This is a genomic window from Cupriavidus sp. CER-90, from assembly GCF_057652055.1.
The window spans coordinates 1-18,808 of the sequence record NZ_JBYGYM010000001.1 but is presented as its reverse complement, the minus strand read 5'-3'; the positions used below and the strand labels follow the sequence as shown (position 1 = coordinate 18,808).

Here is an 18,808-nt window from a genome sequence, read left to right as displayed (position 1 = left end):
ACGTCGGCTGCCCCCCCTTCTGCGCGCGCCCCATGCGTACCCTTGGAATCATGGTCCTTCCGCCGTCGACGGTGCTAGATGGCCCCCGGACCGTCAACGACCGACGCGCTATCGGTTCAGCCAACCGACCTCCAACCGCAGAATCCACATCTCCTTGGCAACCATGATTGTTCGCCCATTCAACTTCTCGGCTGGTCCCGCTATGTTGCCAGCAACGGTTCTCGAAACAGCAGCGTCTCAGGTGCTATCGCATCAGGAGTCAGGAATCGGTCCCATGGAGATGAGTCATCGAACTGACCTGTTCCTCGAAATCATGGATGGCGCACGCGAGACTCTCCGCCAACTGCTCGAGATACCGCACACCCACGACATTCTCTTCATGCAAGGGGGCGGAATTGCACAGAATGGCATAGTCCCCTTGAATCTCATGGGCATGCGTGACTCGTCGAGTCCGGCTGCCGATTTTATTATTAGCGGGACATGGTCAAGGAAAACCGAAATAGAAGCCGCAAAGTACGGCAAGGCACATCGTTCGTTCGAGCTTGTTGGAAGAAGCCCACTTGAACATCTGAACATCGTCCCAGAGCAGTTCTCCGAAGACGCTTCCTACGTGCATGTCTGCTCCAACGAGACGATTGAGGGCGTCGAGATTCGCAACCTCACCCAAATCGCCCGGAGTACTCGCCATCCGATTGTCGTCGATGCCTCCAGCAACATCCTTTCCACGCCGGTTGACTTCTCCCAAGTTGGAGTTCTGTACGCGGGAGCCCAAAAAAATGCAGGAATTGCCGGCCTGACAATCGTGGTTGTACGAAAGGATCTACTTGGCCACGCCCATCCTTACTGTCCTTCTGCATTCGATTGGCGATTGGTCTCCGAACATGGGTCAATGTATAACACCCCCCCAACGTACGCCATCTACATCGCCGGCCTAGTATTTCGGTGGATTCTGGACAACGGCGGCGTTGAAGCCATGGAGCACGAGAGCTTTCTCAAGTCCTCGCACCTCTATGACTGCATCGACCGAAGCGACCTGTACGTCAACCACATCGCCTCCTCGTATCGGTCCCGCATTAACGTTCCGTTCCACCTCGTGGACAAGTCACTGGAAGCGCGCTTCCTCGACGAAGCTGGAATCGCCGGACTCGTGCACCTCAAAGGGCATAAATCGGTCGGTGGATTGCGCGCAAGCCTCTATAACGCCATGCCCAGCGAGGGTGTCGCGGCTCTTGTTGATTTCATGAGGGAGTTTGAACGCAAGGCCTGAACCGAATTGTCATTTGCGGGCAACGCTCCCGCGAGTCTGAACCAACGCTATAGAACTACCCCACGACATGCACGCTGCCGCTTCCACCCATCTCTTCCCGACGTACAATCGCTCGCCGTTGACATTTGAACGCGGCCACGGGTCGTGGCTCTACACCACGCAGGGCGAAGCCTATCTGGACTTCGCCACCGGCGTGGCTGTCAACGCGTTAGGTCACAACCACGACCGCCTCAAGCAGGCGCTGGTCGAACAGGCGAGCAAGCTGTGGCATATCTCTAACCTGTACACCATCGAACTGCAGGAACAGGTTGCGAAGCGCCTTTGTGACGCTACTTTTGCCGACAGGGTGTTTTTTACTAACTCCGGCGCGGAGGCCAATGAACTAGCTATTAAGGCAGCTCGCCGCTACCACCACGCCAACGGGGCGCCCGCGCGGTACCGCATCATCACGTTTGAAGGGGCTTTCCATGGACGAACGTTGGGAGCTCTCGCCGCCACTGGTCGGCGTGAATACTTGGAGGGCTTCGGACCGCAAGCCGCTGGTTTCGACCAAGTGCCATTTGGCGATATGGAAGCGCTTGAGCGCGCTATAACTCAAGAAACGGCAGCCGTTCTCGTCGAACCCATACAAGGTGAGAGTGGCGTCCGCCCTCTTCCTCCCGGTAGCCTCGCTCACCTTAGAAGACTGTGCGATGAGCACGGCGTCCTCCTCATCCTCGATGAAGTTCAAACTGGCATCGGCCGGACCGGTACGTTGTTCGCATATGAGTCCGACGGTATCACTCCGGACCTTCTGGCTGCGGCAAAGGGGCTCGGCGCAGGGTTCCCTGTTGGCGCATGTTTGGCTACGGAGAGGATCGCGATGAACATGACCGCAGGTAGCCACGGAAGTACCTTTGGCGGAAATCCACTCGCGATGGCTGTTGCCAACGAAGTACTCTCACTCATTCTTGCTGACGGATTTCTTCCCGATGTCCGAACTACGAGCGCCCTGCTTGCCGAACGGCTCCGCGCAATCGTCGCTTTGCACCCAGGGCTCTTTTGCGAAGTAAGGGGAGCAGGCTTTCTCCTCGGGCTCAAATGCAGCATCCCTGCGACCACGGTTCTGGAGCGGTTCGCCAAGGCAAAGCTCCTTTGTGTTCCTGCTGGTGACAACGTGGTTCGCCTCCTTCCTCCGTTGAATGTATCGGCAGATGAGATTGAACTGGCAGTGGCTCGAATCTCCGCGGCTTGCTTGTCGTTGGAAGCAGATCGCGTGAGAGCATGGCTTTCCCCCAACATCCACAGTTGAGTGCCTGGCGCCAAGACTCATCGGTATTCCCCCATTGTCGTTGCCAAGCGTTTCCACAACGAAGGTCGCGATGCGGGGGCCTGACGCATCCGACGATTGAGGGGATGGCGTCCGATTCTCGCGCTGGAACGAGGCGGGAAGCTCCGCCGATCTGATTAGCCACTACGTCCCTGCCCGTCAGGGGAACAGTCCTACGCCCACTCCGACCGAGATGGAGTCCACCATGAAACAGTATTGGAGCACAGTCGCGGGAGCGCTATCCCCCTACGTACCAGGCGAACAACCTGCTGACCAGAGCATCATCAAGCTCAATACCAATGAGAATCCATTCGGGCCATCACCGCTTGTAACTAAGGCCGTGCGCGCGGCCGCCGACAGCGCTCTGAGACTGTATCCGGACCCCGAGTGCCGACAACTCAGGAGGACGGTTGCCAGCTATCACGGCATCTCGACTGACCGGGTGTTCGTTGGAAACGGCTCTGACGAAGTGCTGGCCCTGTGCTTTCAGGCCTTCTTTGACCCCGGCGCCCCAATACTAATGCCGGACGTGTCCTATAGCTTCTATCGGGTCTACGTGGGATTGTTCGGCCTTTCGCATCGGGAGATTCCGGTGACAGACCGACTCGCCATCAGCATTGATGACTACGCCGGTCCATGCGCTGGCGTAGTGCTTGCGAACCCAAACGCGCCCACAGGCATCGCACTTCCATTGGCGTCTATCAGAAGACTGCTCGATATGCACCCGACCAAGGTAGTCATTGTCGACGAGGCGTACGTTGACTTCGGCGCCGAATCTTCGTTGAATCTCTTGAATGAGTATCCAAACCTGGTCGTTGTCCAGACTATGTCGAAATCAAGGTCGCTGGCGGGCCTCCGGGTAGGTTTCGCGTTCGGTCAGAGCCACCTAGTCAAGGCACTCAATCGCGTAAAGAACAGCTTTAATTCCTATCCGATTGGGCGTCTTGAGCAAGCCGGAGCGGTTGCTTCGTACAAGGACGAGGCCTATTTCCAGAGGACACGCGGAGCTATCATGGAATCGCGCGAATATTTGGCGACAGCGCTCGGAGAGATGGGTTTTGACGTCCTGCCATCGGCGGCGAACTTCCTTTTTGTCCGCCATCCCCGCCTGCCGGCCAAAGCGCTTGCCGATGCGCTTCGGCACAACCGCATCCTCGTTCGTCACTTTGACAGCGAACGCGTCAGGGAGTATTTGCGAATCTCAATCGGCACTGCAGAGCAGTGCGCAGAGGTCTTGGGTTGTCTTCGAGGCTTTGCGTCTATGGGACTTGGCGTGCGGTAGAGGCTCCAGCAAAATGGCCTTCCAAGATGCCATCCAGAAGACGACGCTGCAGGACCTGCAATCGCTTGGCGGCAGCGGCCTATGCGCGTTGTCGATGATCAGCCGGCGGCCACTTTTTGAACAAACGCTTTGACCGCTGCGGCCCCTTCGCGCGCCCGGTAGGCCAGCGCTACTTCCGACACTATCGCCTTACCAGCAATCGGCCGGTACACTACCCCGGGCAACGATACGCATTCCGCCAACGTGCCAGGCACCACTGCCACACTGTTACCGAGTGCCACACGCGCCAGTACTGCAGCCAGCGTCCCGCCACGCGGCCCAATTGAGGGAGAAAAACGTCCACGCCGAGCCACTTCGGCCGTGCCGGAATCCTGCTCGGGTACCACGAATGTCGCGTCGCGCAATTGGGTCGGCAATACCTCCTGCAGTTGAGCCAGCGGCGAGTCCGATGGTAAAGCGAGCAGAAAAGTGTCGCGATGCACAGTCAGCAGTGTCACGCGGTCGGAAAAGCCCATCGGCGGCCGGCAATATGCCACGTCTATCTCGCCATCCTCCAGCATAGGCCCGATGCGATCCATAACCACCTCCTGAATCCGCACCTCCACGCGCGGATGTGAATCGCGGAATGTACGAATATTCTGCTGAAGTACTCCCGCGTAGGCAGCCGACCCTACGTAGGCGATCTCGATGCGCCCGACCTCGCCGCGCTCGGCCAGCGCCGCTACTTCAATGCCACGCGAGAGGTGATCCAACACTGCCTGCGCTTCCGGCAGAAATACCCGCCCGGCCGCCGTGAGCTCGACTGAGCGCCGCGTCCTGTGGAACAGCCGCGCACCAAGCAGGCGCTCAGTCTCCTGAATTCGCCGCGTCAACAATGGTGGCGCGAGGTCGAGCACTTCCGCCGCATGGGCGAAATGCAGTTGGCGCGCCACTTCGATGACGGCGCGCAGATGGACAATCTCGATCTGTTTCACCCTATTAACTTTTCAGTGAACAATATCGATACTGTATAGCAATGACGGACAATAGTGTGGTGGCTACTATTCGGGGCATCGTGCGCAACGACCTGCATCCTGTCCATGCCTTTCCAATCAAATAGTTCCGACCACCTCGCCCATCTGCTTCAACCGCGCCGCCCTGGCACAGAGGCTCCTGGCCGCGGCACCAAGAATTTCATCCTAGCCGTAGCCTCTGCGACCTGCTCGCTGATCGTGCTCGACACCAACGTGGTTGCAGTCTCCCTGCCGGCCATCGCTCGAACCTTCCAAGCAAATTTTGCGGACGTCGAATGGGTCGTCAGTGCCTATATGGTCGCGTTCGCCTCGTGTCTGCTGCCAGCCGGTGGCCTGGCCGACAGATTCGGACGAAAGCGCATGATGCTGCTAGGGTTGGCTGTATTTATTCTCGCTTCGGTCGGTTGTGGACTGGCGCCCACCGCGTCATTCCTCAACATCGCCCGCGCAATTAAGGGTATCGGCGCCGCCATACTCTTGACGGCAGCGCTCGCAATTATTGCCAATACCTTCCATGAGGGAGCAGAACGCACGCGAGCCTGGGCAATCTGGGGAACCTGCATGGGGATTACTACAACCATCGCACCCTTGGTCGGTGGTGTGATTACACAATGGGCCGGATGGCGCTGGATCTTCATCATCAACGTGCCGCTCTGCCTGATTCTCGTGACATGTGCCAGGTACGCGGTTACCGAATCGCGCAATCCCTCTAGCTCTCGCATCGACGTCATTGGCAGCACCCTGTTCGGCTCTGCATTGATGCTAGTCATCTGGTCGCTCATCGACATCCCCGCGCATGGCTGGGACTCAACTGCAACATGGGCGCGCTGTTTCGGCGCAGTGCTGCTGTTGGCCCTCTTTGTCTTGCACGAATGGGCTACCAAGCACGCGATGATCGACCTCGCGCTGTTCCGCCAACCGCGCTTTGTCGGCGCCGTGCTCGGAATGTTCGGCTACGCGGCCTGTGCGCAAGTAATGATGACCTTCCTGCCGCTCTATCTGCAAAATGCCTTCGGCATGTCCGCTGTCGAAGCCGGTGTAAGCATGCTGCCGTTTGCGCTGGCAATGATCGTTGGACCATATGTCGGAGCTCGCCTCTCCGCAAGGTTCCATGGCAGCAGCAGCGTGCTAGTGGCAGGCCTTCTGCTCATCGGCTTCGGCGATTGGATGGTAGCAGCGATGACCAGCTTTGCGAGCTACGGACTTGTCGCTCTCGGCATGATCGTGACGGGATTGGGCGCCGGCATCATGAATGGCGATACCCAGAAGGCAATCATGGCCTGCGTACCTTTGCATCGAACCGGCATGGCGTCAGGCATTAGTACGACAACTCGTTTCTCGGCGATTGTGATGGCGGTTGGCGTGCTCGGCGCGGTGCTGGCCTCCCACACCCAAAGCGCGTTCGAAGCCGCTCTGCCAAGAGGCTACGTGTGGAGCAAGTCTCTAGGTCCGGACTTCCTCACCCGACTGTTGGCGGGCGACATCGTACAAGCACTGTCCAATCTCGACACTGTTACGCGCACAACTATGACGGCACTGGCCAGCCAAGCGTTCGCCAGCGGGTTCGCTGCTGCGCTGACTGTAGCCGGAACAGTATCACTAGTTATTGGTGTGAGTGTGTTGTTGCTGTATCGCTGGCAAGCGGCAATCGACAGTTCTTCACGCTAAGACAGGTCGAATACAGTGGATTCCCTCGCAAAGGCAGCAAATGCGCCAATCGCTACTCGCGCACGGGCCGCGCCCAATCGAGCCTGCCGTCATCCACCAGAACTCCCAATGCTGCCGCGGCGAAGGATTTGTGATGGAGCACAGCAGGAACTGCGGATTGCCTCTCACCGGCAATCGAGATTTGACGTAGCGAACGCCATAGCCTTTCATCAGGATCGTCTCCTGATCCTTGATCACGGCCAATGTGAGGCCTGGCAGTTGCCGTTCGGCCATTGACGCTTCGACAAGGGCATCGAAGTCTTCCAACATATGCATTGCTCCTCTCTGGACCCGAGGCGAGGCGCCAAATGTAGCAAATGTCTGGAATGGGAGGATAGCTCTGAAGTGGGGTGCGGTGGCCGGGTGACAGGCGTGGCTCCGAGGTCAGTCGCCTTGGCCTGCTTAAGGGCGCCGCCCTCGTTGAGAACACAAAAAAACGCATACCGATCTAAGGAGCGAGCACCGAAGGACGGAAGCTGGCCGGACTCCGACCCGCTGCCCACGTCCAGGTCACGGGCTAGCCCTGAACGACCCACGTCGGCCTCTCGCCCCGTTCAGGACCGAACATTGGAAGGGAGCGCAAACGATCGGCCAGGTGCAAGAATTGCGACTCGACTCATACTCAAATGGTCCATGAATACGAGTCGCCGCGCCACTATAAACGTACGACGGCTTTCACCAGCCGAATGGCCGCAAGCCTTCCCAGTTATCGCTCAATTGCGCACGCTTGACGAAGCTGAGTTTCTCAGACGCACCTGCCGACAATCGTATTCCGGGTACGAGTTGGTCGGGGCGTTCAAAGACGGCGAAATTATGGTTCATCGCCGATTTCCGGGGAAGGCTGCTCGGATCTTGAGGAAGAAGTAGTGGTCGTCGCGGAAGCCATATGCCATGCGTGTGATTACCTTGATCCTGTTGTTGATGCCTTCCACGAGATTGGTGCCCAAGGGCCAGCGCGCGTGGGCCAGAATGCCCGGCAGGTAGGTCCGCAACCGACGCGCGAACTGGCACAACGGGCCGATCCTGCTGCTCATTGCCCGCTGGTACCAGTCCTGCCAGAACCTTTTGGCGTACCCCGGATGCCGATAGTCCCACAGCGCCTTTAGGTCGTCTTTGAGAATGTAGACCGTCATCAAACCCTGGTTTGCAGCGAGGATCTCTTCGAGCCGAATCTGGTCGGCTTCTCGCGTAACGTTTTCAAGATTGCGCAGTAGCAACCAGCGCGAGGATTTGATGACCTTGCGCGCCACTGGATCGCCTCGTAGCCGGTTGGCCTCGTCCACCCGAACCCGGTCGATTACCTCCCGCCCGTACTTGGCCACCACATGGAACAAGTCATATACCACCTCGGCCTGTTGACAGTGCATTCGGACCTCCAAATCGTAGGCAGTATTCATATCCATGACCGCCGCGCGCAACCGAGCGCACCCCGTGGGGCCAAGTAGTTCGAAGAACGGGCGTATGTCCTTGCGCGAGCGCCCGCGCCCCACCCAAAGCACCCGCTTGCTTGAGGGCTCGACGATCACCGTGGCATAGCGGTGGCCCTTCTGGATGGCAAACTCGTCCATGGCGATCACGGTGACGCCGTTCAGATCTATAGCTCCCAACTCCCGCTCCAGATTGCTCTGGTCAATTCGCTTCACGGCTGTCCAGGATAGTCGGTAGAACTGGGCCACATGGCGCAAAGACATTACCTTGCACAGCCGCGCTACGCTCGCGGCCATCCGCGTTGTTACCCGCTCGTAAGGCGCAAGCCAGTCCAGGCGCTCCAGTTTGGGGCCGCACACCCGGCAAGACACGCGCAGCCGCGGAACAATCAGTTCGACATAGGGGGCCGAGTTCGGCCAGAAGCGGTCGGGTGGGCGCCCGACCCCAATTGTGTGCAATCTCGGCCAGAAGTACACTTCAGGGAACGTCGTACCAACGAAACTACCTAGTTGAAAAAGTTGAAAATCGTCGGCGGGCGGCTCAATGAGACGTCCGAGTTCGTATCCGCGCTATTCACAACTGGTGACGGACTGCCGTTGCCGCTTAGCTGCGGCCAGTTGAAGACATCGCCCATCGCGGGCTTAGGTAAAGAGCATGTGGAAGCGCATTAAAAGTATGTTTAATCGCTCGTCCAACGAGCCGATTTTTGCGATGACACACAATCAGGATCCAGAGATGCTTGCAGCCTACCAGACGGCTGCAGCGACAGTGGGTCTTTTGACCTCGTTTATCCGCGAACGTAGCGATTGCATACATTGCGTAAAACTTCGCCTCAAGGACCCCGGGCTATCCGAGAAGCTTGGAGAGGACCGCTTCGTATTTCTCTGGCTAGGCGATGTCCAGTTTGAAGAAGATGGTCAGCTTACAGCAAGGTTCTTTGAAACCCCTCCTGAACTCAGAGAATGGTATCGCGTCGGCGAACATGTCCGTTTTCGAAAGGAGGACATATTCGATTGGTTCGTGAATGACCAGGGCCTTCTGTACGGAGGATTCACGATGCGGGTTCAACGAGCTCGACTGCCGGAGAACGAACGCGGATCGTTTGATGACTATACCGGCGTACGAGAATGGATGGATTCAGCTATTAGCTAATGGGCACTGCTATGGAACTCGACGCCGCTACTCATCGCTTGATCAAGATGCATTGTGCGGACGGTGATGCGCTGGCGGACAGTGCTCAGCACCGAGCTGCAGTTGTTGCCTATAACAAGGCATGGGAGCTGGTCCCAGCTCCGAAGACTGATTGGAATGCATCCACGTGGATCCTCGCCGCCATCGGCGACGCTTGTTTTCTGGGCGGGCATGCAACGTCCAGCAAAGAAGCGTTTTCCACCGCGCTCACCTGCCCAGGCGGGCTAGGTAATCCCTTCATTCACTTGCGCCTAGGGCAACTGGCCCACGACGCTGGAGATCTTGATGCCGCGGCCAACGAACTCATGCGCGCGTACATGGGTGCCGGCGAGGAGATCTTCGAGAACGAGGACAGGAAGTACCTTACATTCTTAGGGACACGTGCAATGCTGTAAGGATGCATCGTAAGCCAACAGGAGCGACGCATCAGGAATCGGGCATTGCTCTCGCCGGCAGGAGCCAAGGACGTACGCGCGCCTCCCCGGAAACCACGGTGTCGCCACGTCGCAACACCCCACTTTGCGCAGCGGACGACCGGGGAATGGTTTGCTAATGTCATCGCCTTGCCGCTTTGTTGCACACCACGATGGGCCCCTGGAAGCCAGGCTATCTGGAATGCTGTGGCGGCCGATCACAATGCTTGCGCGGGCACGATGTACGAAGATTCCCCCCTAACATTGCACGTGGAATACCGCGCACTTACGGCAGTTTAGCTGCTGAATTCACCTTTTCTGAATCCAATGTATTTTCTCCTCGAAACTGACTTGGTTGGTAATTTCAGGCGCCTCAATATCACCTTCTGGGCAGGTTTCCTGTTCTTTGTTCTGAGCGCCGGGGTGGTGATGACCTCGGACAGCAAAGAGCAAATTGGTCCGCTTGGGCTCGTGCTCCTGTTCGGCGGCGCTGCTCTTTGCTATTACCTTTTCCTTCTAGACCATATTGCCTTCCACATGAAGAAGAACGGCAGCTTATGGGTTCTCGGCTCACTCGTTTTCGGCCCAGCAGGCTTCCTTATTGGGTATGCCAGAATCTGCATGGCGGTGCGCACATTCCGTGCAAATGGCGGTAACTAACCAGGGCTGAGTACGGCCAGAAGCGGTCACAGATCAAGCAGTGATATTCTGCCACTTACCTTCCTCTACACATTTTGTGTCCGTCAGTGTTACCGGCCCAATCGAGAGACACCACTTCAGGTCAGTCTCGGAGCTAACGACATTCCGTGAGAAAAAAAGATGATGAGGTTCCCTTTCAATGATCTTCACAGCTTCAAGGACTATGTGGTCTTTGTAAGGATGTGTGCCCCGGACCAGTTTCCAGTGCGCGAAGGCGCCTCTTCCGAAGACCAGTGGACGCTAGCGCTGGCTTTTCGTGGCTTGAGGGAGGGACTGTCTGAAGCAGTAGAAGAGATGGGACAGCGGGATGAGTTCGATCAATGCACAGAACTGGTTGACCAGGCATACATGCACTATGAAGCGGGGCGACGTAAGGAAGGCTTCATGGCATTGGATCAGGCGCACAAAATCTTGAGAAAAATTCGTACCCGCTAGCGTCCCTTACTGGCGTCCTGATCGAGAAAATGGATGGCGGCTTATGGCATTGGCGACCGTCGCTTAAGGGTCGGGAACGGAAGTCCACGGTTCCGCCGGCCTTGGCGACCGACGAACTTCCGCGTTCGGCCAGAAGCGGCCCACTGGAATCCGAACCTAGATTGTGTGCAACCCTCGCCGGAAGTACACTTTGACGCGCGTCCACCTATGCTGCAGGCGCGCCGTCGTGGCATAAATCTCATGCCAGAGAAGGATGCGTAGATTTGGCTCTCCACAGGGGATCTCTTTTACCGCTCCTGTTTCTTCCGGTGTTTCACGAATGAAGAAATTGAAGAAAGAATTCGTCCCACTTCGATTGCATCTCTTGATGCCTTATGCGGAGAGGTATGGCGTCGCCGACGACACCGAGCGTCAGCGCGTTCTCCGCGCGTCCTCAGCAGAAGAGCTCGCGGCGCTCAAGAAGCTGGTCCAAGCATGCGACGATGAACTCGATCTTTGGCTCGCGGGCGATGAAGCAACTGGAGGCCACTTCTCTGATGAGTATGTCGCGTTCAGTGCCATGCGAATGGCTGCTGACACTATCTAGTCAAGCCGATTGGGTAGCCGACGCGCGTTTCGTCACCAGTGGTCAAATAGCCATAGGGCCGAGACCGGCCATAAGCGGACCATCGACACGCCCCTGCAGATCGTCGACAATCAACGTCGATGCGGCCGATACGATCAGATCGCGCTCGAAATAACGAAATCTCGACAAACTCTCCCATGGCATGTGAACGGTGTGCGGATGTCTGTGTCCGCTATGCAATCCGATCCCCTAGCGAACTACGCAAGGCCATACAGATCGCAGCGGAGAACCTCACGGATCAAACATTAGTAGAGGTAATTCCTTCTACTCCATGTGTGTCCGTCCCGTTTATTGATCTCTCAAAAGGCGCAGCATGGGATGACTACGTCGAGTACCATTTTCGTTGCCTGCATTGCAACGAGGCTTTTTGGCTTTGTGCAGAGACATACCACGGCAGCGGTGGCTACTGGGAGCCGAAGAACCCTGCGGCGATTCGCGCCCGTATCGACAACTAAGCGCACTGCAAGTGCGACATACCGTGCGCCCGAGACCGGCCAGAAGCGGTTGTATCAGATTCGCACTCGATTGTGCGCAATCGTCGTTGAAAGTACACTTTCTTCCGCGCTTTAGCGAAGAGTCGGCGCAGCTATGGGAACGAAGCACCCGCTACACCATAATTTCTGCTGTGCATCGCGGTCACAGCCATCATTAATTCAACGAACAAACATGCCGAACGAGAACCCTGATTGGCCGTTTGACAGTCCGCCCAATGTAGCTTGCTTCACCGTCCGATCCATTGTGGATGGGGTCAAGCCCATCCTCCTTGTAACCCGCGATGCAGATGATGGAGCGTGGCAATTTCTAACCGGGAATAATGTAGGCACTGCAGAGGCGGTCCTTGTTTCGCTAAGGAGCATGGTTCAACAGGATTCCACTCTGCTGCAGCTTGCCGATGTTCAACCGGGTTGGATGGCCTGGCGCACAGATCGCGATGCAGCGTGGAGTCGTAAGCCTATAGCCAGCCAAGCTCAAGAATGAAGTTCGCCAACGTCGTCAGTGGCGGTCATTGATTTATGCTCGCCTAGGAACTTTGATTTGCCCTACGAGTTCCTCGATGCAATGGGAACCGAGTCACCACCTGCACGAACAAGAATACGCGTGTCCCGTGTAGGCAACAGCCGTGAGATCGTCTAAGGAACTGTAGCGGAATGGCGTTCTATATTTTGATAAGTAAGCTGGATGAAGACGCAGTCACTGCCCGATACAGCTTCTCATCCGGAACAGGCAAGGCTCAGGTTGGTGCGCTCCGTCTCGACAAGCGCAGCGGAGAAGTTTCTCTTGTCAGGCCCATGGAAGGCGACGAATCCAGACATTATTTCAACCGCGCGTCAGTGAAAGTCATTCGCGCCTGGGAAGACGGCGAATTAACCGATATTTTGGAGTGGGCCTCATAGCAGATGGCCGATCTGTCGATGTGGGCCCCGGCGGTCGTCGATTCATCCTATCTGCACTTCGGGAACGACCGCTTCTGAGAAGCGCCAAGGACCGCTAAGGGTCGTTCAGCGACCCTCAACCACCCCGCAGATCGGCGAAGAACCGAAATTATAGGCGTCATGGGAATGCGGCCAGTCCACACGTTAGCTCGCGGGGCATATCTGCACATCGATGATCTGGTGGTGTTATCGGAAGCACGAGGAAGCGGTGCAGGTCACACCCTGATGAACTACGCCGAAGCCGACGCACGTGTACGCGACATGAATGCCATATTTCTCGATGCGAGACCGGAAACCGTTTCGTTCTATGAGAGCCGACACTATGCGCTTCACTCCGCGCCGTCGATGAAAAAGATGATTTAGTCGAGCGACCTGACGCGCGATGATCGCCAATCTCGACGCACAGTCCAATGACCCCTCCTGCCCAAAGCGGTCATTGGCCCAGTAAGAGTTCCAACGCGCCAGGGATGCAAAGTGACGGAGGAAGCGGCCTTCGATACAGGGAAATCCCTGCTGCTACGCCCAGGTCCGAAACCATTTCGATTCGCATCCCCGGTGCCGATAGTTTTGCGCCGTTCAAGGATCGCAGTTGCAGATGCTTGCGGCGCTCCCCGGAGATGCTATTCAGTAGTGTCGGATACGCGGTGGCGCGAGGCACAACGAAAACCGACGGTCGCCAGACCTCGCATTGGGCCACGCCGAGCATTCGAATAGGCTCGTTGCCGCCCAACCAGGTTGGTGAGTAGGACCGCCACAGGCCGCCTGAAAGCTCGTCCTGCCCCTTTTTCGCTCGAAATCCTATTCCGAACGGCACGGCATTGGTCGATCGCCAGTGAACTCTCGCGGTCAGATTGGCACGATGCTGGTACTCCGCCGCGGCAAGCAAGTCGGCGTCCGTTACCCAAACCAACTCGATATAACCGTCTGCGTAGCCGACAGCGAGGGAGGCTGTGCCTTGTCCCTGATGGACCATAGCGGGCCAAATGGCTTGTAGATTGTGCCTGGCACAGAACTGTGCCGCAGACGCTTCGGATTCAACAATTGCATATATGTGATCGAGTTCGAGATTCGCGAATGCATTGTCGAAAAGCGACATGATCTGAGCCTAGAGGGGCGTGATCCAGCAGCGTAACGATAGACCTACGCCAGTATAGCGAAGAAGGACTGAATTACTGGCGCTCCTTCCGTTTATCCAACGCCACGTCCGGTATCTGCGAAATTGAAGGGACCGCCTCGGGTCAGAGCCGTTGAGCCATGATTCCCGTCAGACTGTGTGCAAACCTGACCGGAAGACACTTCACGATTTCGGGTATCGATGTCCAGCGCCGCACCCGAGCCAAGCAGCACCCTGCGTATTGGCGAACGTTACTGCAACTGGAAGCTTATAGGCTGCTGGGCCGTGGCGAACAAGGCTTTGCCATTCTCGATGTAGGGGCGACAGCGCATGGCTCGAACCGCTTCTTCCGCAGCTTCGTCCAGAATTCGATGCCCAGAGGACTGCACTACGAGTGTGAGGTAAATCAAGCCCACATCATTCACCCACAACCGTACATTCACCTTGCCTTCAGTCCTTTCGCGTGCGGCCTTCTTTGGGTAAATCACTCGCGGTAACGTACAGAATCGTTCGGCGGCCTCGTCTATGACAGGTTCCGGTTTCACTTGGGACTTTAGCGCGGCATCGTAACGCCCTTTACACGCGGTGAAATGGTCTACCGACGCCGATAGCAATGCATCCGAGAACTTCGCGATGAGCTTGGGGTCAGTCAGCTTCGTGCCGGCCGGTGAATTGTAAAAGTTTCGGGTTGCAGCGATTTGAGATTCCGGTGCCGGGCCGCGTGGCACCCTGTAGAGCGCCCTCTCTGCGAAAACGCCCCCTGCCGGGCTCTGCAAGAACTCGCTACTCTTGCGAATTTCCTCCTCAGTGAGCTCGTACTTGAGTGCCGACACCAGTCTGGATCCCATTTCCTCGGCGCGCCAACTACTTACACAAGCGATAGCCCAACGTGTGTCGGGCTTGTTCCAGTATGAGTGGACAAGATCCGAGCGCAGACGTTCAGCCAAGAAAACGGCGCCGATGCGTGCAATGCTCGAATCCTGAATCGGCTCAGGTGCGTTGATGGCGCAGGCACCGAGAGTTGTGGCCACAACGAAGGCAGCCGTCAAACGGGATAGAAAAAATATATACATGTTCTCGGGTACGGCGACCCCAGTGGCACACTTCACTGAAAAAAGAGAGTTCGTAATATTAATTCTGAGGTTTGGATGGGCGTGGTTTTCTCACTTCTCCGAAGTCGATTTTCAAGATTCCGCAGCCGGCTGAAAAGCTTGTAGGCCGGCGTTATCAAATGTAGCCGCACCAACATGAACTTCGATTGCTTTTAACAACAGACAATTCTAACTCTGCTATCTTCTCGCCCGGCCGATTGTACCTGAGTTACATTTCATATTGCGTACACGGCTAGGCCTAAAAGATATGCGCGGGCATTCGGGAATATGCCTGCCCAACCAGCAATAGCAGTCTGGATGAGACCCACTATGGTCATTTGGAGAATCGCAACAAGGGGATTTGCGGCGCTCTGCCTCTTGAGCACGCTACAAGCATGGGCACTTGAAGCTGGAGAACTTTTTGAGAAGCGGTCCCCCAGCATCTGGGTGGTATTCGCCTACGACGCTCAGGGCGTCGTCATGCAACTTGGCAGCGCCGTCGTTATAGGACATGAAGAGCTTATTACGAACTGCCATGTATTGACCCGCGCGAAGACCATTGCCGTGAAGCGAGACAACACCCTTCATTCGGCCCGTCTGATACATGCCGATGTCGAGCGCGACCTTTGCATGATCGAAGCTCGTGGATTGATCGCGCCTCCCGTCCCCATCGCACCGATGGCTTCGCTAAAAGTTGGCCAAAAAGTCTATGCCATCGGTACTCCGCGCGGTTTCGAGCTGACGCTGAGCGATGGGCTGCTGTCGTCGCTGCATAGAGACGCGGACAATGTGCTTATCCGCATCCAGACCACTGCACCGATTTCCCCCGGATCCAGCGGTGGTGGTCTCTTTGATACAGAAGGGCGATTGATCGGTGTCCCCTATCGTACTCTAAGAGACGCACAGAACATTAACTTTGCGATCCCGGCCCAGTGGATTGCCGACGTTCCGACGCGTTCTAAGCGAGAGTTGGAGAAGTATCGGGCGGAAAAAGCAGCTCCGCTGCCTCCATTGAATCCCGCTGACGCGCAAGCCCCGGCTCCCCGGGCCGGTGTTGTGAATGGGCGCCGCCTTTCTGGCGATGAGCTCGACCGCCATTTTCGTGCGCTAGGAAAGATTACGGCTACGGCGCCCACTGGTGTCAACCTGTGGCTTGATGTTAAGAGCGACGGTAGCTTCGGTGCAACGAACTCAAATTCGAAGAACTACACAGGGGGTACCTATCGGATTGATATGGAAGCGGGCCAAATCTGCCTGACAGTTGACAACCCCCGATTCAAACTTATGCAGTCCTGCTATGAAATCATCGCTCGGAGCGGTGGCTTTACTCTCAAATCTCTCACGAATCCGTATTTCCTCACCTATTCACTGTGATATGACATTCGCGTTGAATCTCGCGTTTCGTGTGACGCGTATGGCGTCCGTCGTAGCGACTGTATTATTTGTCCAGGCTTGCGCCCCGACAACTGGCGCAGTCACGAACCGCGCCAGGGACTACAGTGGGCGCCCAACGAAACTGTACGTTCTCGTACCCGATGGCATGGGGTGGAATCAAGATTTTTCAGGCGCATTCAGCCGTCGATTACGGCAGATTGCCGCGGAATGTAGGGTTTCTGTCACCGTCGACCAAAACACGGGTCTTGAGCTACAGGAAAACGGCCCCGCTTCCCGAATGCGGGAGTTCGGTGCTGACACGCTGCTGCTTATTGCCATAGACGGCGGCGTTGTTGATAGCTATGGCAACAGGCTGCGAGTGAACTACGCGGCTTCGCTCCGGGACCTACGAGAGGACCGGCTCGTCTGGAAAGGCGGCTTCGCCTTCAGTCGAGGCGCCAAGCTGATATCGCTGAAAGAGCGTGGCGAAACACTCGCGACCGACATCTCCGAGGCATTGAAGAAGGACGGCATGCTGAGTCGATGTACGCCTGGCCCGCTGACCGCGAACCAGAATCAGAAGGAAGGAGGTACGAGTCCTTCCCGAGTTGATCGCGGTAGCCGCCTAAATCCGGATAGTCAACGGCCCGTGTCTGCCGCCAGTGGATCGACGAGCCTAAGCGACCTTGATAGCTTGCTTCCCAGGCAGTGACGCGGTGGCTCGGCTGCGGCTAACAGGAAATTTTCGACTGTCCGTTGCCACCTTCGGCTCTTGTCAGACCTGCTAATCAGAAGAATCATGCGAACTACATCCAATCGTGGCATCCTCGTCATGGCTCTGGCGGTAACCGCTGCTTTGAGCCTCGCGCACGCGCAAACCTACAACAAGCGGAGTCAATTCGGCTTTGCAGCCCAGGCCAAGGAGGAGGATGGTAGGGTGTTTGATGAATGTAGGGACGACGCTCTCGCAGCGTTCGATGTTGGGCGCCTCTATCATCTTTCCAAACGCTCCATGCGCAAGTCGCTGCTCGACACCATCGGGCCTCGCGCGCAGACAGCGGTGGCTGTGATGGACGAAATGGATCGCAATCCGACAGAACACTATGCAACCATCGCTGCGCGGCGTTTCGCATCGTGCGCGAAGACGCGCGGCAGCAGCGACCCAGCGCAGTTTAAGGTTGAGGAAATCTGCATGGCCCGGCTTGATATTCCGACCACGCTGATCGCTTATCGCGAGGAAGGTCTACCTGAGCCGCAGGCAATAGAGAAAACGCAACGTTTCCTGAATTCGCCCAGCGTGTATCCAGCGGGATTGGTGCAGGGTCTTGCGAAACTGGTTTATGAGCGGAGATCATCCGAGGACGACTGGGCGACTCGACGTATTGTCTACCTTAAGTGCATGGAAATGGCGGCACAGTCGGTGCAATAGCGTCATGGCGTCGCAACGCGCCCCCACGCAAGACCCTGAACTTAGATACGCCGGCTGAAAGGTTTCACCAGTACGTTACATCGACCGGTTGAATCCGCAGCCAACAACGGCCGTTTCTGCCAACTAAATGGCGCGACAAAGCTGGACGCAAACGCCTATATCGATCCAAACTGGTAATCCAGCTTAGCCAGTAGCTCTGAAAGTATGCGGTCTTGGGCTATGCCATGCGTAGGGTCGGTCCGGACGACATGGGTGGTCGCCCAGTCTGGCCACGTGTCAGGCGAGTCGTCCACTGCAAGCCACCGTGCCGGCTTTCGTAGATGGACATCGAGAAGGACTTGGTCCGGCCTCGACATGCTTTCGAACCAGGCCCTGCGGGTTTCACGGCGATGGAAAGTCCCTCCAATACAGCGGGCCTGAAGTTCTGAGGAGAGCTTCGACTTCGCAAAATCGTATCCGCCGTCGAGCAGAATCCAAGAGGTAGACAAGACAATCTTGACGCCAGGGTACGGAGCTAGCACCTCACTCAACAACGGCACATGCTCAAACAAGTTGTGTCCGGGGTGATGGAGAAGCTCGATGCCGTTTCTGGTTCGATAGACCGCATCGGGATGGGCCACCCCATCATAGTCAAGGTAGAGCACGTGTAGCGGTTGGACCGACGATGTCTCTGCTTGCGTCACAGCCACAGCGCTGTCTTCTGGTGCGCGCAGGATGCGCCTGTCCGCCGACACTCCACCACATGCATGCTCGCCTCCCTTTCATGACAGAGAGATTATGTAGACCGGCAATGGTCGCGGCAACGCTCGATGCTCTCTTTTGGCTGCCACCATCTGCAACCGGCAAGGTTGTGCCGATTACGTGAATATTTTTGCAACCAACGTTGCGAACGCCATACACTGCGCTTCCGCTGTCACGCAGGAGAGTCGCTGTAGCGACGCCCATCTATGCTCAAAGTCACCGTGGAAGTCGTCCGGCCGGGACGCGACGAATCCGGA

Annotated in this window: 19 protein-coding genes and 1 pseudogene; 14 read left to right on the top strand and 6 right to left on the bottom strand. The window is 56.8% G+C overall.

Going from position 1 to position 18,808, the window contains the following annotated elements; all coding sequences use genetic code 11:
- Positions 1–163: 163 nt before the first annotated feature.
- The 3 genes from serC to hisC all read left to right on the top strand — a co-directional run bounded on the left by serC (position 164) and on the right by hisC (position 3,858).
- The gene (serC, locus tag AC24R4_RS00100) at positions 164–1,267 is read left to right on the top strand and encodes a 3-phosphoserine/phosphohydroxythreonine transaminase (RefSeq protein ID WP_487522949.1); all 1,104 of its coding nucleotides are present in this window, start codon (positions 164–166) and stop codon (positions 1,265–1,267) included.
- Between the two features lie 67 nt (positions 1,268–1,334).
- Positions 1,335–2,558, top strand: a complete 1,224-nt coding sequence (locus tag AC24R4_RS00095) for an acetylornithine transaminase (RefSeq protein ID WP_487521839.1) — start codon at positions 1,335–1,337, stop codon at positions 2,556–2,558.
- 223 nt (positions 2,559–2,781) lie between these two features.
- A complete protein-coding gene (hisC, locus tag AC24R4_RS00090; RefSeq protein WP_487521838.1) occupies positions 2,782–3,858 on the top strand; it encodes a histidinol-phosphate transaminase in 1,077 nt (358 codons plus the stop codon).
- A gap of 98 nt (positions 3,859–3,956) precedes the next feature.
- On the opposite strand, the gene AC24R4_RS00085 is transcribed toward hisC, so the two are convergent.
- Positions 3,957–4,832: a LysR family transcriptional regulator gene (locus AC24R4_RS00085; protein WP_487521837.1), complete on the bottom strand. Its 876-nt coding sequence runs from the start codon at positions 4,830–4,832 to the stop codon at positions 3,957–3,959.
- Between the two features lie 105 nt (positions 4,833–4,937).
- Between AC24R4_RS00085 and AC24R4_RS00080 the strand changes: the two genes are divergently transcribed.
- The gene (locus AC24R4_RS00080; RefSeq protein WP_487521836.1) at positions 4,938–6,539 is read left to right on the top strand and encodes an MFS transporter; all 1,602 of its coding nucleotides are present in this window, start codon (positions 4,938–4,940) and stop codon (positions 6,537–6,539) included.
- Here AC24R4_RS00080 and AC24R4_RS00075 read toward each other — a convergent pair.
- Complete coding sequence (locus AC24R4_RS00075; RefSeq protein ID WP_487521835.1) at positions 6,531–6,848, bottom strand: serine hydrolase; 318 nt, start codon at positions 6,846–6,848, stop codon at positions 6,531–6,533. The genes AC24R4_RS00080 and AC24R4_RS00075 overlap by 9 nt on opposite strands.
- A 548-nt stretch (positions 6,849–7,396) precedes the next feature.
- Positions 7,397–8,398 (bottom strand): annotated as a pseudogene (locus AC24R4_RS00070) (ISL3 family transposase); the annotation flags it as partial.
- A 262-nt stretch (positions 8,399–8,660) separates the two neighbouring features.
- Here AC24R4_RS00070 and AC24R4_RS00065 point away from each other — a divergent pair.
- The 7 genes from AC24R4_RS00065 to AC24R4_RS00035 all read left to right on the top strand — a co-directional run bounded on the left by AC24R4_RS00065 (position 8,661) and on the right by AC24R4_RS00035 (position 13,165).
- Positions 8,661–9,158 (top strand): DUF2314 domain-containing protein, encoded by a 498-nt coding sequence (locus AC24R4_RS00065; RefSeq protein WP_487521834.1) that lies wholly within the window; start codon positions 8,661–8,663, stop codon positions 9,156–9,158.
- An 11-nt stretch (positions 9,159–9,169) separates the two neighbouring features.
- On the top strand, positions 9,170–9,592 hold the full coding sequence (locus AC24R4_RS00060; protein ID WP_487521833.1) for a tetratricopeptide repeat protein: 423 nt from the start codon (positions 9,170–9,172) through the stop codon (positions 9,590–9,592).
- Positions 9,593–9,937: 345 nt separating this feature from the next.
- On the top strand, positions 9,938–10,270 hold the full coding sequence (locus tag AC24R4_RS00055; RefSeq protein ID WP_487521832.1) for a hypothetical protein: 333 nt from the start codon (positions 9,938–9,940) through the stop codon (positions 10,268–10,270).
- Positions 10,271–10,429: 159 nt separating this feature from the next.
- Positions 10,430–10,744, top strand: a complete 315-nt coding sequence (locus tag AC24R4_RS00050) for a hypothetical protein (protein WP_487521831.1) — start codon at positions 10,430–10,432, stop codon at positions 10,742–10,744.
- Between the two features lie 319 nt (positions 10,745–11,063).
- Positions 11,064–11,330: a hypothetical protein gene (locus tag AC24R4_RS00045; RefSeq protein ID WP_487521830.1), complete on the top strand. Its 267-nt coding sequence runs from the start codon at positions 11,064–11,066 to the stop codon at positions 11,328–11,330.
- Positions 11,331–12,517: 1,187 nt separating this feature from the next.
- The gene (locus AC24R4_RS00040; protein WP_487521829.1) at positions 12,518–12,763 is read left to right on the top strand and encodes a hypothetical protein; all 246 of its coding nucleotides are present in this window, start codon (positions 12,518–12,520) and stop codon (positions 12,761–12,763) included.
- Positions 12,764–12,910: 147 nt separating this feature from the next.
- A complete protein-coding gene (locus AC24R4_RS00035) occupies positions 12,911–13,165 on the top strand; it encodes a GNAT family N-acetyltransferase (protein WP_487522948.1) in 255 nt (84 codons plus the stop codon).
- Between the two features lie 70 nt (positions 13,166–13,235).
- Here the strand turns inward: AC24R4_RS00035 and AC24R4_RS00030 are convergent, their stop codons facing one another.
- Together AC24R4_RS00030 and AC24R4_RS00025 are read right to left on the bottom strand one after the other, a co-directional pair.
- Positions 13,236–13,898, bottom strand: coding sequence for a hypothetical protein (locus tag AC24R4_RS00030; RefSeq protein WP_487521828.1), 663 nt, complete (start codon positions 13,896–13,898; stop codon positions 13,236–13,238).
- Between the two features lie 269 nt (positions 13,899–14,167).
- Positions 14,168–14,989 carry an energy transducer TonB gene (locus AC24R4_RS00025; protein WP_487521827.1) on the bottom strand — a complete coding sequence of 274 codons (822 nt, stop codon included), beginning with the start codon at positions 14,987–14,989 and terminating at the stop codon, positions 14,168–14,170.
- Between the two features lie 396 nt (positions 14,990–15,385).
- Here AC24R4_RS00025 and AC24R4_RS00020 point away from each other — a divergent pair, with 396 nt between their 5' ends.
- The 3 genes from AC24R4_RS00020 (at position 15,386) to AC24R4_RS00010 (ending at position 17,810) form a co-directional block, all read left to right on the top strand.
- Positions 15,386–16,381, top strand: coding sequence for a S1C family serine protease (locus AC24R4_RS00020; protein ID WP_487521826.1), 996 nt, complete (start codon positions 15,386–15,388; stop codon positions 16,379–16,381).
- A 166-nt stretch (positions 16,382–16,547) separates the two neighbouring features.
- Positions 16,548–17,093 (top strand): hypothetical protein, encoded by a 546-nt coding sequence (locus tag AC24R4_RS00015; protein WP_487521825.1) that lies wholly within the window; start codon positions 16,548–16,550, stop codon positions 17,091–17,093.
- Between the two features lie 87 nt (positions 17,094–17,180).
- Positions 17,181–17,810, top strand: coding sequence for a hypothetical protein (locus tag AC24R4_RS00010; protein WP_487521824.1), 630 nt, complete (start codon positions 17,181–17,183; stop codon positions 17,808–17,810).
- A 155-nt stretch (positions 17,811–17,965) separates the two neighbouring features.
- Here the strand turns inward: AC24R4_RS00010 and AC24R4_RS00005 are convergent, their stop codons facing one another.
- Positions 17,966–18,454: an HAD domain-containing protein gene (locus AC24R4_RS00005; RefSeq protein ID WP_487521823.1), complete on the bottom strand. Its 489-nt coding sequence runs from the start codon at positions 18,452–18,454 to the stop codon at positions 17,966–17,968.
- Positions 18,455–18,808: the final 354 nt, after the last annotated feature.

Excerpts from the sequence above, each read along its gene's own strand:
- serC (WP_487522949.1), top strand. The coding sequence starts at position 164 with ATGATTGTTCGCCCATTCAACTTCTCGGCTGGTCCCGCTATGTTGCCA.
- AC24R4_RS00095 (WP_487521839.1), top strand. The coding sequence starts at position 1,335 with ATGCACGCTGCCGCTTCCACCCATCTCTTCCCGACGTACAATCGCTCG.
- hisC (WP_487521838.1), top strand. The coding sequence starts at position 2,782 with ATGAAACAGTATTGGAGCACAGTCGCGGGAGCGCTATCCCCCTACGTA.
- AC24R4_RS00080 (WP_487521836.1), top strand. The coding sequence starts at position 4,938 with ATGCCTTTCCAATCAAATAGTTCCGACCACCTCGCCCATCTGCTTCAA.
- AC24R4_RS00075 (WP_487521835.1), bottom strand. The coding sequence starts at position 6,848 with ATGTTGGAAGACTTCGATGCCCTTGTCGAAGCGTCAATGGCCGAACGG.
- AC24R4_RS00065 (WP_487521834.1), top strand. The coding sequence starts at position 8,661 with ATGTGGAAGCGCATTAAAAGTATGTTTAATCGCTCGTCCAACGAGCCG.
- AC24R4_RS00060 (WP_487521833.1), top strand. The coding sequence starts at position 9,170 with ATGGAACTCGACGCCGCTACTCATCGCTTGATCAAGATGCATTGTGCG.
- AC24R4_RS00055 (WP_487521832.1), top strand. The coding sequence starts at position 9,938 with ATGTATTTTCTCCTCGAAACTGACTTGGTTGGTAATTTCAGGCGCCTC.
- AC24R4_RS00050 (WP_487521831.1), top strand. The coding sequence starts at position 10,430 with ATGATGAGGTTCCCTTTCAATGATCTTCACAGCTTCAAGGACTATGTG.
- AC24R4_RS00045 (WP_487521830.1), top strand. The coding sequence starts at position 11,064 with ATGAAGAAATTGAAGAAAGAATTCGTCCCACTTCGATTGCATCTCTTG.
- AC24R4_RS00040 (WP_487521829.1), top strand. The coding sequence starts at position 12,518 with ATGGCGTTCTATATTTTGATAAGTAAGCTGGATGAAGACGCAGTCACT.
- AC24R4_RS00030 (WP_487521828.1), bottom strand. The coding sequence starts at position 13,898 with ATGTCGCTTTTCGACAATGCATTCGCGAATCTCGAACTCGATCACATA.
- AC24R4_RS00025 (WP_487521827.1), bottom strand. The coding sequence starts at position 14,989 with ATGTATATATTTTTTCTATCCCGTTTGACGGCTGCCTTCGTTGTGGCC.
- AC24R4_RS00015 (WP_487521825.1), top strand. The coding sequence starts at position 16,548 with ATGGGGTGGAATCAAGATTTTTCAGGCGCATTCAGCCGTCGATTACGG.
- AC24R4_RS00010 (WP_487521824.1), top strand. The coding sequence starts at position 17,181 with ATGCGAACTACATCCAATCGTGGCATCCTCGTCATGGCTCTGGCGGTA.